This window comes from Anabaena sp. UHCC 0253 (genome assembly GCF_009712085.1).
Classification (GTDB): Bacteria; Cyanobacteriota; Cyanobacteriia; order Cyanobacteriales; family Nostocaceae; genus Dolichospermum.
This window is the reverse complement of the sequence record NZ_VILD01000006.1, coordinates 374505-388243: the sequence shown is the minus strand read 5'-3', so window position 1 is coordinate 388243 and position 13739 is coordinate 374505. Positions and strand designations below refer to the sequence as shown.

The following is a 13739-nucleotide window of genomic DNA, read 5'->3' as shown; positions in this document are numbered from 1 at the left end:
ATTTTTCTGGCTGACAATTTTCCTAACTAGCAACTTACGTTATTAATTTTTAATTCCGTCCTGGGTTTCTCTTCCTTAGCTTTGAGATAACCGCTTTACCTCTGCACCACCTAACATTGTCTGGGCTTTCGCTAACATCTGTGGTATTTTTTCCGCTTGGGGACTGCGAGATAAACATTCTTGCAAATCTAATTCATCTAATTTATCAGCTTTATTACCAGGAAACCAAGAACTACCATTACCTAAAAGGTTATAGCGCATTTTTCCATACTCGATCATGTCATAGGCTAAAGCTAAATTTAACAACCACAAAATCACCCTTATATTTACTCCTCCTGGCGTTTCTTCCCAGGTTGGTAAATTGGTTTCCCAGGTTTTTACCCAATCTTCTCCTAAATTTTTGATGGCTGCTGACTCCAATCTAGAAATAATTGGTGGTAAAATTTCTGCTGCATTCTCTAACAATTCTAAAGTTTTTAAATGTTCATCAAAATCAGTTGACTTAGCCGCCCCTATACTCAAAGTATGCACTTGGGAATGACTTAAACAAAATAAATCATTAAACACCATTGGACTCAAAGGCGCACACAAATCAACTAATTTCGCTGATGGTTGATATAATAATCCACCTTTATTAGCTGGACTAATAATAAACACACCCATATCTAATTTATTAGCAGCTTCAATTGCAGGCCAATTCCATTGATTAATATAGTACCAATGTAAATTTACATAATCGAATTGATTAGTATTAACTGTCTGTAAAATTATTTCTGTGGGCGCATGGGTAGAAAAGCCAATAGATCGGACTTTACCCTCCATTTGTAACTGTTTGGCAACCTCTAAACAACAATCTTTACGAATACTATGATCTAAAGTTTCCGCATTATTAATTCCATGTAAACCCAACAAATCAACATAATCTAATTGCAGATAAGCCAAAGATTTCTCAAACGTCTTGCGGAATTCTTGAGAATCTGCATGAGGAGAAACTTTAGTTTGCACAATTAAGTTTTCACGAGGAAACTGCGGCAGAATTTTTCCTAATTGCATTTCCGATGTTCCATAACCTCGTGCAGTTTCAATGTGATTAATTCCTAGTTCTAATGAACGACGAATTACCGCTTCTAAGTTTTCTTGATTATCTGTCGGAATTTCTTCAGGTTCTACATCTTGCCATTTATATTGATATCGCATTCCCCCGCAGGAAAAAACGGGCATTTGTAGTTCTGTTCGGCCAAAGCGTCTATATAGCATCGGTGAATTATGACAATGGAGAATTGATAATTGACAATTATTTATCTGTGTCTATGCAGCTTCATTTTAATTTGATATATAGCAATTCCCATTTTAGTGAGGTACAAGTAGCAAGAATTAACCGCAGATGGAAGAGGATAAACGCAGATTAACGCAGATGAATTTGTACCTCGTTAGACTAAGAAATGCTATAAGCTGGGAAAAAGGTAATTAGTAAAGAGGGTAATTAATCTTCATTTTCTTCCTCTCACTTATCCCTTTTTCCCTAACTAGGAACTGATGGGATGAGGTGAGAATTTAAAGTTGTCGAACTACTGGTTTACCGTCAATAACTTCACCCACAAGAACGACATCTGCACAATTAACGAAAATACCATTTTCGAGAACACCAGGAATGTTATTCAGGGTTTTTTCTAGGTTTGCAGGGTCATCAATATTATCAAATGTGACATCTAAAACCATGTTACCTTGGTCAGTGATGACTGGACCAGCTTTTCTTACACCCATACGCAGTTCTGGCTTACCACCAAGGGCTTTAATGGCATTAGTAACGGGGGTAAGTGCCATGGGAATGACTTCTACAGGGACAGCAAACACAGAACCCAGTTTGTCTACTAACTTACCGCTATCAACGACAACAATAAATTGTGCAGCTAGGTAATCTACAACTTTTTCGCGGGTATGTGCTGCACCACCACCTTTAATCAAGTTTTTGTAGGGGTCTACTTCATCTGCTCCATCTATGGCAATATCAATATGGTCTACAGCGTCTAAAGTGGTCAGAGGAACGCCATACTCTTTTGCTAAAACTTCTGATTGAAATGAGGTGGGGATACCGACAATATCTTTGAGTTCTCCTGATTGGAGGCGTTCTCCTAAATACTGAATTGTGTAAGCTGTGGTTGAACCTGTACCCAAACCAACTATTGAACCGGATTTTACCAAATTGGCGGCGGCTTTACCAACTTCTTGCTTCATCAATTTAACTGGATCTGCGGGGATTGACATTCTTTAACTCCTGAAAAATTAATTGTATGGAAGATACTGTCACAGCCGACTATACTACAAAATTGGTAATGGGTAATGGGTAATTGATCAGATAATAAATATAATTTTTTTTAAATTATACCATAAAATTATAGTAACTAAGTTATCTAAGAAATTAGCAACTTTAACTATAAAATCAACGTCAAGATTAGAAATGCAATTATAAAATAATCGTCAACATGAAAAAATTACTCAGTACATTGACATTAATAACATTACTGCAAACATCTCCTCTTTTGGCACAGGAACAATCATCGGAAACAATACCTCAGACAAGTTCAGAGTATATACAAAAGGTTATTGATTCTAAGTTAATGGATAATTTGCCTGATGGTCAATTTTATGCAGAAAGGTTAATTAGTCGGGCCGAATTAGCGTCAATTTTGGTAAAGGCATTCTATTTGGATAAACGGCCAATTACTCAAAAGAAAAACTCTGTATTTATACCTGATGTTCCTCGTTCTCATTGGGCGTATCAAGATATTCAAGTAGTTTTAAAAACAGATATTATGAAGGGTTATCGGGGAAATATGTTTTTCCCCAATCAAAGGGTAACTAGGGCGGAAGGTTTAGCAATTTTTGCTCAAGCTTATGGGGTTTTTCAATTTCCTGATAATACCGTGAATGAAATTCTTGCACCACATCCAGATGCAAAAAATATACCTGATTGGGCGAGAAAGGCGATCGCTACAGTAGTCGCTGAGGAATTTATTAATATGGATACACAAGGTAATATCTACCCACTCCGTCCCATGACACGAGGCGATTTAGCTTATGTATTGAGTAAATATTTGCAACGACAAAAGCCGCAATCAGTAACTCCTGTAGTTCCCAAGATTAATCCATTTTGAGATGATTTTTAATTGAGACTTACTAATAGTTTTGGGCGAATATAATAGAGCCTACTACATGGACTAAAATTTAAAAATCAATAGTTCCAAACCCACGGAGGTGGGTTTTGTCTGTGTAGCCGTGAATTATATTCGCCAGGGTTAGTTTTTAGTAATTTCTGATTTCACATTTTCATCAGACGCTAATAATTCCCGAATTATGCGAGTCATAGCTTTTTGCGTCACACGACTAGCAATTTGTTGACCTAAAAGCTGGACTCCTGGATTAACAATTATTTGGGCTAATTGAGGCGCTAATTTCGTCGCATCAAACCCTTTAGTTTCTCTCAAAATACCAGCAATACGTTTAATATATTCTAAAGTTTGTTGTTGTTCAACTGTTGCTGATGGGATTTGATTTACGGCTGTTAATCCTATCCTTTCTCGGAGGATGTATGTCAAGTTATGCAAAGCATTTTTACTAACTGCATCTACACTATTGAAAAATTCATCAACTAATCTCTCACGAATAAATGAACCCCGTTCAGAAGAGAGAAATTCTACACCTTGATTAACAACTAAATTCAGATCATATTCTTGGTTACTACGGGCATTTTTTAACAAGTTTTCCAAACGATTCCAGCGGAATTTACCATCTTTAAACAGTAATTCTTGTAATGATGTTCTTAACTCATCAGCGGGATCTGTTAATAGCCTTTTCGCAACATAAGGATAGGCTTCACTGAGAACCTTAAAATTGGGATCTATATAAATTGCAATCCCTTCTAAGGTGACAAGAGAACGAATAATTAAAGCGTAATATGGTGGAACACGGAAAGGATATTCATACATTAAAGCTGATAAATCATCGGTAATGCTTTTAATATTCAAATCCGCTACACTTGCACCTTGAGCATTAGCAAATACCTTAGCAAAAGCAGGAATAATGGGGGTAAGATCAGTTTCCGGTGTGAGGAATTCTAACTTTACATAGTCTTTGGCTAAACTATCAAATTCCCGATTAACAACGTGAACGATCGCTTCAATTAAACCATAACGTTGGGCTGGTTTAACTTCGCTCATCATCCCAAAATCGAGATAAGCTAATTTACCATCCATCGTCGCTAATAAGTTACCTGGATGAGGATCAGCGTGAAAAAATCCATGTTCTAATAATTGACGCAGAGAACACTGTACACCAACCTCAATTAAATACCGGGCATTGATTCCCAAAGCGGTAATTTTTTCTGGTTGAGTTAATTTGATCCCGTTAATCCACTCCATCGTTAAAACGCGACGGTTGGTGTATTCCCAGTAAATTTTTGGCACATAAATATCCTTCATGTGACCATATAATTCAAAAAAGCGTTCTGCATTTTCGCCTTCATGAATATAATCCATTTCTTCAAAAATGCGATCGCCCAACTCATCCAAAATCCCGACTAAATCACTACGTACCCGTTTCACTTGGCGCTGAACCCAACCAGCTAATTTCCGTAAAATATACAAATCTATAGTAATTCGTTCCCGTAAATCTGGGCGCTGTACCTTAATCGCTACTTCTTCACCAGTTTTTAATTTTCCTCTATATACCTGTCCCAAAGAAGCAGCCGCAATCGGTTGAGCAGACAATTCTGCATAAATCTCTGTCGGTGGCGCTCCTAGCTCTTCTTCAATAAACTGGTAAGCTATCTCATTCGGAAAAGCTGGTAATTGATCTTGGAGTCTAGTTAATTCTTCTAGGTAAGTTGGTGGTACTAAATCTGGCCTAGTAGATAAAGCCTGACCAATTTTAATGTAAGCAGGCCCCAACTTTGTTAATAATTCTCTGAGTTGAATAGCACGACGACGTTCATTTTTAACCAAAATTCCCCATTGCTTATCCCACCACAACCCAAATGCAAAGGAAAGAGTTGGTTTCAAAACCGTCACAATTCGCCTTAAAACTTGCAGAAATCGCCCACGATACTGTTCTTGTATTTCCACAGGATCATAAAGCACCGTCTCAGGTTCAGATCCTGCTGTCACCCGCGCCTGATGTCTTGGCTGTTTAGAGACTTCCGCCGATTTGATTACTAAAGTCTGTGTACCTTTTTCCGCTACTACTTCAATCACGGACAATTCGCCTCCGCGACTGTCCTCCTGACTTGTTCGAGAACTAGGGGGAAGTGTCTTAACCATCATGAAGAAGCCACCAGTTAAATCAACGTTGTTAAATATTGTAACAATATCTTGTCTTTTTAGGATATATTCAACACTAAATCAGGGAAAATTTAACAGATGAATAAAATCAGCAAGAAACAGGGACTTACAGCAGTAAGCCCTGTAAAGATTTTAACCTTAATTTATACCGATTTGAAAAATAGATAATTGCCAAGCCAATTCAAAATTCCAAATGGTATAAAATAGTTTAACTACGGCTTTTTATCAGTCTTCACCTTAGCTTCTACCTTGACAGTTTTTACGCCTACTACTTCCTTAATCAAAGTTTCAGCCTGTACGATTTCTTCCTTAGAAGTTGCTGTTCCTGTTAGCGTAATCTCACCATCTTTATTGACTACTGACAAATTATTTCCTGGTAAACCCTCTTTCAGCTTCTTACTAACTTCGGTTTTTAAGTCCATTGTCGACATCGGAGTTGCAGTCGGAGTTGCAGTCGGTGTTGTAGTCGGTGTTGCAGTTGGAGTTGCAGTCGGTGTTGCAGTCGGTGTTGCAGTAACCTGCGTAATATCAGAAGCTGGTTTTGCCGGCACAGAAAGAGTTTCATTAGTACCCGTAGTCTCAGAACCAGTCTTTGGTGGTTCTTGACAACCAACCATACCAACTACCAAAACGCTACTAAATAAAAAGGGAATTAGCTTTTTCATGTTTATCTCCAAAATTGAGTGCTTGAGGTAATGGATTTTACTGTGAGTGATGCTGAGGAGCAAATCTTAAAAAAAAGAATTAAATTGCTACACCCAAAAGTCATAAATCAAACACCCAGATAACTGACAATAAGACAACTTTCCAATAACTAAATTAAAACGCCATTCTTGAAAAGAGCCAATGAGACATCAACCGAATATATAGCAGGTGACAGGGCGGGAAAGTTTTTTTGTGTCTTTGTTTTATCATGAGTTAATGTCCTAGCCACCTTAGCAGTTGCTATAAATATGCTGCATTATCAAGAACTTTTTAGAAACGCTCCATAGGTAGGTATTCTCAATGCTACTGTTCCGGCGATGTCTATATGAATTGTACTCATGGCTATAGACTAATAATCCGTTGATTTTCTCAGGTAGCCACTATCTCTATATTCTTCACCATAGAGACTCAGCCGTATCTTTTCCTGGACTGGGGAATTTTCTTCCTTCTTCTTAACTCCTGAATGGGCGCAGACCCTGCGCCCCTACCTCCTCTTTCCTCAAAATATCTCAACAAGAGAGGAAATTGCACCTGAATGGTTCGGTTATACCACTTTCATTAGGACACTAATAACTATAATCTCATAAATATAGAGTGCAATATCTACCCTAGCAAACATTAGCTGCTGAAGCAATCAAGGGGTGAAAACCTGTGTACGAATGGATTTTACCAAGTCTCAAGGAAGTTTTATCTGCAAGTCAATCTCACATGGCTGAGTGTTCTTCTGCCAAAGCTGAACAGCAATGGCGCGTTAGCCTGGCGGCTACAGAAAATTTGCTATTAAAAACTTTAGCTACGACTTCATCTGATACTACTCAAGGTTTGGTATTAACAGCACCAGCACCCTTATTTAGTCACCCACAACTAACACAGCAGTTACAAACAGTAACTTTTACAGCCAAACCTTTTAACCCTTTGGCATTAATGCCGTTTCGTATTCCCTCAGAAATGGGGACGAATATAAATACAGAAGCAACTACGACCCATACTACCACTTGCCAAGAATCTATATTACCTTTATTACCGGCTGATCCTCTAGCAGCGGAGCAATTTTGTTTAGTATTCACAGATAAATTTAGATTAGTGCTGGTTTTAGCAGAACAAAAGCATGGTAAAAAAGAGTTCTTGTTTTCCTTTGAACCAGAAGTAGTACAACAGGCTTGGCAGTCTTTAGGCGCTAGGGTAGTTTTAACTAATCCAGAATTATTTGCTGATTTGGATATTAAAGTCCAAAATTATCCTCTAGTTGCACCAGATTATCAAACTATAATTCAATTTAGTCAGTTATTACTCCAAGAATTAACATCCGGAGAAAGTCATCCAGTTACACATAATTCATCATCTGTTTATTCACCCACTCCACCGACAAAACCCTCATCTCGTCCTGATGTAGAATTATTGCAAGCCTTTGCTCATGAAGTCCGGACTCCGTTGACAACAATTCGGATGATGACACGGTTACTATTAAAACGTCAGGATTTACCAGCGAATGTCATCAGTCGTTTAGAAGTTATTGATCATGAATGTACTGAGCAAATTGACCGGATGGAGTTATTATTTAAAGCCGCAGAATTAGAAAACTTATCACAACCTGTGAAATTTGCTAATTCACAACTGACACCAATGTGTTTAGATGAAGTTTTACAGCAAAGTATTCCTCGCTGGCAACAAGCAGCAAATCGCCGTAATTTAACTCTAAATGTGGTGTTACCCAAACAACTACCAACAGTAGTTAGTAATCCTGCTATGTTAGATCGGGTACTCACAAATTTAATAGAGAATTTTACTCGTAGTTTACCTCCTGGTAGTTGTATACAAGTGCAAGTAATGACTGCTGGTGATCAACTAAAATTACAATTATCACCTCAGTTTGATTGTCAAGATAAAAGCTACACAACAACACCACCAATTCGTAAATCTTTAGGTCAATTATTAATGTTCCAACCAGAAACAGGAACAATTAGTTTAAATATGTCTGCAACTAAGCATTTATTTCAAGCAATTGGTGGTAAGTTAATTGTCCGTCAACGCCCTCAAAATGGTGAAGTATTGACAATTTTCTTACCTTTAGAAGTTAGAGCTATCTAACATTCATGAAAGTATTTATGAATCCTGATGTTTGATCATATTTGTACCGATTAATCCCGCAGATATCGTATTCCAAACCATTGTGAGGTTATTGCTTAAAAAAGAGCCGTGATTACCAGGGACTAGATGTAGTTTAAAGTTACTGAAAGTGTATTTACTCCAAAGTGAAATTTCCTCTGGTGTAATTTCACTATCTTCCAGTCCCCCAATAGCAGAAAGAGGACAATTCAATGGTTTTCCTTGAGAGTATTGTTGGTTGTAACTTAATAAGATTTGGATATCTAGTTTTAATCGAGTTGATATAATCTCCATCAAAAATTCATCACTACGAAGAGATTGAGGAATTCCAGATACAGCTAGAAACTTATGGAGTATTTCTTCTGGAGACAAAGATGATAAAGTTGGTAAATTAGAGACAAGAGCATGAGGAGTTAAAGCCCCACCGACAAAAAAGTGTAGGGGTTGTAAACCATATTTTTGCTGTAGTAAATGAGCTAATTCAAAACCTATAAATGCTCCTAAACTTTGACCCCAAAAAGCAAAGGGTTTATCTAAATAAGCCGGAATAATTTGCTCTAAACAGTGAATAACATTGGCAAATTGTGTAAAGGCTTGATTTTGGGAATCTCCTTCTCTTCCAGGTAATTCAATGGGGACAATTTCAATTTCTGAAGGCAGATTTTCAGCCCATTCGCGGAAAATATAAGCAGATCCTCCTAATTCATGAAAACAAAATAAACGCAAACTTGCATTATGTCTGGGTTTATGATAAGCAATTAAGTTAGGAATTTCTCTTTTTGATAACTGATTTGTGATTGATTGTGGTTGTGGTGAAATGTAATTATTTCCCTTAGTACGTAGACGATTAATTCTCAGAGTTTCTAACTGTTGAGACATTACTTCTAACTGTTGCTGTACTAGATTTACAGGGACTTTTTTCTGTGTTTGTCTACTAATATTGGTAGGTACAGGAATAGTTGGTTGTGGAGATTTTACACCATTACCGTTAACAGTTGGATTTAAACCATTACCATTTGTATTCATACCATTTTCTGGTGATGAAGATGTGATTTTTTGTTGTTTGGTATTATTAACTTCTAGCCAATATGATTTGCGTTCAAATGGATAAGTTGGTAATTCTAACTTACGACGGGAATAATTACTATCAAATCCTGACCAGTCTACCGATACTCCATGAATATATAACTGTCCTAAACTTTGCAAAATTTGTTGCCAATCTTGTTGTTGGGGACGTAAAGATGGCAACCAAATACCAAAATCTTCTGGTAGACATTGACGACCCATACCGATTAAAATGGGCTTGGGTCCAATTTCTAAAAACACTGTATATTCTTGTTCATGAAGGGTTTGCATACTATCAGCAAATCTCACAGGTTGAACAATATGTTGTACCCAATATTCAGGTTTAGTAATATGATCATCTGCCCTTTTTCCAGTAAGATTAGAAATAATAGGAATTCGGGGATTATTATAGGTAACTTGGGATGCTATTTCGGCAAACTCCTCTAAAATTGGGTTCATTAATGGAGAATGAAAAGCATGAGAAACTTGAAGACGAGTTGTTTTAATGCCTTGATTTGCTGCAATTTTACAAATAGCATCAATAGCTGCTTTATCACCAGAAATAACAACACTTTCTGGTCCATTTAAAGCGGCAATACTTACTTGGTTAATGTCAGGTTCTAAAAGTTGTCTTACTTGAGATTCTGAAGCTATTAAAGACACCATTTCACCATTAGGGGGTAACTGTTGCATCAATTTTCCCCGACTGGCAATTAATTTTAATCCGTCTTCTAAATTAAAGATGCCGGCTACACAAGCAGCTACATATTCACCCACACTATGACCCATAACTATATCGGGTTTAATTCCCCAGGATTTCCATAGTTGAACAAGGGCATATTCAATTGCAAAAATAGCAGGTTGAGTGTAAGCTGTTTGGTTAAGCAGAGGGTTGTTTTCTGTTTCTGGGTAGAGAATTTCTAATAAAGATTTTTCCAGATAATTCCGCAGAATTTGATCACATTCATCCAAAGTTTTCCGGAAAACAAGCTGGGTTTCATATAGTTGTTTTCCCATATTTATATATTGAGAACCTTGTCCGGTAAACAAAAAAGCTACTTTGGGTATCCCAGCATTACTAGGAAGTTGTTTTTGGAAAATTCCTGCTATTTCTTCTTGCAGTGAAAATTGTTGGAGTTTGGCTGCTAATTCTTTTTTATTGTTGACAACAACTGCTAACCGATAATTAAAATGAGCGCGTCCAATATTAGCTGTATAACATATATCTGCTATTGCTATTTCGGGATTTTTTTCTAAGTGTTCTTGATAACGGTTAACTAATTTTTCTAAAGCCTTTTCTGTTTTTGCAGAAAGAGTTAATAAATGTAGTGGACGTTCTAGTAAATCTTCATTTTTTAATTGTTCTGGTGCTTCCTCTAAAACTATATGGGCATTAGTACCACTAAAACTAAAAGAACTCACACCTGCAATACGATTTTTCCCTTCTATTTGCCAAGGAATAGCTGTAGTTGGAATAACTACAGGTAATTCTTCCCAATTAATATAAGAACTGGGTTGGTGAAAATGCAAATGTGGTGCTATTTCTTGATGTTGTAATTGCAAGACTACTTTGATTAAACCAGCAATACCAGCAGCACCTTCTAAATGTCCGATATTAGTTTTCACTGAACCTAACATCAAGGGGTTTTGTGAAGAATGATTTTTCCCAAATACCGCACCTAAAGAACCAACTTCAATTGGATCTCCTAAAGATGTTCCTGTACCATGAGCTTCAATATAACTAACTGCTTCTGGACTGACTCCACCATTTTCTAAAGCTTTACGAATTACCGCTTGTTGAGAAGGTCCACTGGGTACTGTTAAACCGCTGGTATGACCATCTTGGTTAACAGCACTACCGCGAATTACTGCTAAAATATTATCATTATTGGCGATCGCATCTGACAATCGTTTCAAAACAATAATTCCACATCCTTCACCGCGAACATAACCATCTGCACTAACATCAAAAGTCTTACAACGACCATCAGCAGATAACATCCGGGCTTTGGAAAAGTTAATACTTACCTCTGGTGTAATTAGTCGGTTAACTCCTCCGGCGATCGCTACATCACTTTCATGATTACGCAGACTAGAACAAGCCAAATGCACTGTTACTAAAGAAGAAGAACAAGCCGTATCTACTGCTAAACTTGGACCTTGTAAACCGAGAATATAAGAGAGTCTACCAACTGCACTACTATGAGAATTACCAGTACCAAAATAAGAATCAATTTCTATTTCCTCTTGAGTTAATAGCAGTTGATAATAATCACTACTACAAATACCAACAAATACACCAGTTTGAGTTTTAGCTAACTTTTGAGGATTGAGAGCAGCATTTTCCAAAGCTTCCCAACTGACTTCTAAAATTAACCGATGTTGAGGATCTAAAGCTTTGGCTTCTCGTGGAGAAATAGAAAAAAAACTAGGATCAAATTCTTTTAATTTATCAACAAATGCACCATAACGAGTGTACATTTTTCCCGGTGTTTCTTTCTCAGGATCATAATAATCATCAATATTCCATCTATCTTGAGGAACTTCGGTAATAGCATCTACACCATTTTTCAAAAGTTGCCAAAAGTCTTCAGGATTGTCAGCACCACCGGGAAACCTACAACCCATACCAATAATAGCAATTGGTTCAATTTTAGCTTTTTCTAAAGATTGTAATTTGGCTTTGGTTTCGCGTAATTCTACCAAAGCTTTTTTCATTAATGCGGCGTTATCAATTTTGGGTTGGTTCATTTTTTTAAGATATATCTATTGGATTTTTTTGTTAATGTAATTTACAAACCGTTGAGTTCTGCTGCTAACAATGAGGCAATTTCCTCTTCTGATAAATCTTCTAATTCTTGATTAATGTTTTCTATTTCTTGAACATTTTCTGGTTCTATTTCTGAAAAATTAATTTCCAAAATATCCTGAATTAAGTAATTTACCATATCCCCAATTGTGGGATAATCAAAAGCACCTGTTGAGGGTATAGAACATCCTAAACTCACTTGTAAACGATTTCTCAAATCTACAGAAGTGAGAGAATCCATTCCTAAATCAAAAAACCCTTCTTCTAAACCAATTTTCCTAGATTGACTTAAACCTAAAACTCCAGCTACTTGGCGGCTGATATGAGCTTCTAACATGGCTCTGCGTTCACTAGGGATAGCTGCTTCTAATTCTTGGAGAAATTCTGATTGAGAAGTTAATTCTGCCTGATTTAGTTCTCGATATTTGGCTAAGAATGGCAATTTTTGATATTGTGGCTGATTTACTAACCATTGTGACCAATTAATAGAGAAAACACCAACTTGGGGAGATTGTGTAGATAACAAATCAGCCAAAGCTTGAAAACCAATCTCAGGAGAAATAGAAGTAATCCCTTGAGATTGTAACCGCTGTTGATATTGATCTCCTAAACGTGCAGCCATACCACCATCATTCCAAGGTCCCCAATTCACACTTAAACCCGGTAATCCTAATGCTCGACGGTGATAAACCAAGGCATCCATAAACGCATTTGCTGCGGCATAGTTCCCTTGTCCAGGAGAACCCAGTAAAGACGCTATGGAAGAAAAACAAACAAAGAAATCTAAAGGTAAATGCTTAGTAAATTGATGTAAATTCCAAGCCCCCTCTACCTTCGGCTGCATAACCCTAGAAAACCGCTCCCAGGTGATTTGTCGCAACATTCCATCATCCAACATACCCGCCCCATGAATGACACCTTTTAAGGGCTTCCCAGATGCCTCAATTTGCTCAATAATGGCTTCTACATCTTGGGGTTGAGAAATATCTCCCAAGCGGACAGAAACCTGTATCCCTAAAGTCTCTAATTCAGTAATCTTAATTTGAGCATTTTGGGAAGGTTCATTTCTGCCCATTAATACTAAATGTTTCGCACCTTTTTCTCCTAACCAATGAGCTACGGAAAGTCCTAAAGCTCCCAAACCACCAGTAATTAAATAACTACTCTCACTATCAATATTAATTGCAGTTTGATTAGTAATTTTCCCAGAACCTAAACGCATTACATGACGCACACCTTGACGATACGCAATCTGGTTTTCTATATCAACATCAGTAATTTCATCAAAGATGATATTTGCCACTTCTGCTGATTTTATTCCTATTTCTAAATCTAAACAACGACAATTAAATTCAGGATGTTCTAAAGCAACAACTTTTCCTAAACCCCATAATGGTGCTTGTTGCACTTGTACAGGTTCTTGATCATGATCAATTTGGTGTACACCCTGAGTTACTAAGCAAAGTTGAGAAAGTTTGGTTTCTGAATTTGCCACCATTGCTTGCACCAAATGCAGCACACTTCCACAACTAAGAGCCTGAGCATTTGTCAATGATTCTGTTGTTGTTTGCAAACTCCATAAATGAACTACACTATCTAATTTTTGTGTTGAGGATATTTCTTGAAGTAACTTTTCAAAATCTGCGGGTTTGCTAGGACATATTTGATAATGATTTTGATTTAATTTCTGATAATTTTCTCCTAGATAAACAACAATA

At 37.1% G+C, this 13739-nt stretch carries 8 protein-coding genes; 2 read left to right on the top strand and 6 right to left on the bottom strand.

Annotated elements, in window-relative coordinates; all coding sequences use genetic code 11:
- Window positions 1-75: 75 nt before the first annotated feature.
- Together FJR38_RS18285 and rpiA are read right to left on the bottom strand one after the other, a co-directional pair.
- A complete protein-coding gene (locus FJR38_RS18285; RefSeq protein ID WP_168538630.1) occupies window positions 76-1257 on the bottom strand; it encodes an aldo/keto reductase in 1182 nt (393 codons plus the stop codon).
- A 297-nt stretch (window positions 1258-1554) separates the two neighbouring features.
- A complete protein-coding gene (gene rpiA / locus FJR38_RS18280) occupies window positions 1555-2265 on the bottom strand; it encodes a ribose-5-phosphate isomerase RpiA (RefSeq protein WP_168498902.1) in 711 nt (236 codons plus the stop codon).
- A gap of 218 nt (window positions 2266-2483) precedes the next feature.
- On the opposite strand from rpiA, the gene FJR38_RS18275 reads away from it, so the two are divergent.
- Complete coding sequence (locus FJR38_RS18275; protein ID WP_168498904.1) at window positions 2484-3155, top strand: S-layer homology domain-containing protein; 672 nt, start codon at window positions 2484-2486, stop codon at window positions 3153-3155.
- A 141-nt stretch (window positions 3156-3296) separates the two neighbouring features.
- On the opposite strand, the gene FJR38_RS18270 is transcribed toward FJR38_RS18275, so the two are convergent.
- Window positions 3297-5318 carry an AarF/ABC1/UbiB kinase family protein gene (locus FJR38_RS18270; RefSeq protein ID WP_168498906.1) on the bottom strand — a complete coding sequence of 674 codons (2022 nt, stop codon included), beginning with the start codon at window positions 5316-5318 and terminating at the stop codon, window positions 3297-3299.
- A gap of 230 nt (window positions 5319-5548) precedes the next feature.
- Window positions 5549-6001: a BON domain-containing protein gene (locus FJR38_RS18265; protein ID WP_168498908.1), complete on the bottom strand. Its 453-nt coding sequence runs from the start codon at window positions 5999-6001 to the stop codon at window positions 5549-5551.
- Between the two features lie 691 nt (window positions 6002-6692).
- Here FJR38_RS18265 and FJR38_RS18260 point away from each other — a divergent pair.
- Complete coding sequence (locus tag FJR38_RS18260) at window positions 6693-8129, top strand: HAMP domain-containing sensor histidine kinase (RefSeq protein ID WP_168498910.1); 1437 nt, start codon at window positions 6693-6695, stop codon at window positions 8127-8129.
- A 15-nt stretch (window positions 8130-8144) separates the two neighbouring features.
- Here FJR38_RS18260 and FJR38_RS18255 read toward each other — a convergent pair whose 3' ends face one another.
- Window positions 8145-11963 (bottom strand): type I polyketide synthase, encoded by a 3819-nt coding sequence (locus FJR38_RS18255; protein ID WP_168538628.1) that lies wholly within the window; start codon window positions 11961-11963, stop codon window positions 8145-8147.
- Between the two features lie 41 nt (window positions 11964-12004).
- Window positions 12005-13739 (bottom strand): beta-ketoacyl reductase (locus FJR38_RS18250; protein ID WP_168538626.1); only part of this gene is annotated, 1735 nt, incomplete at its 5' end.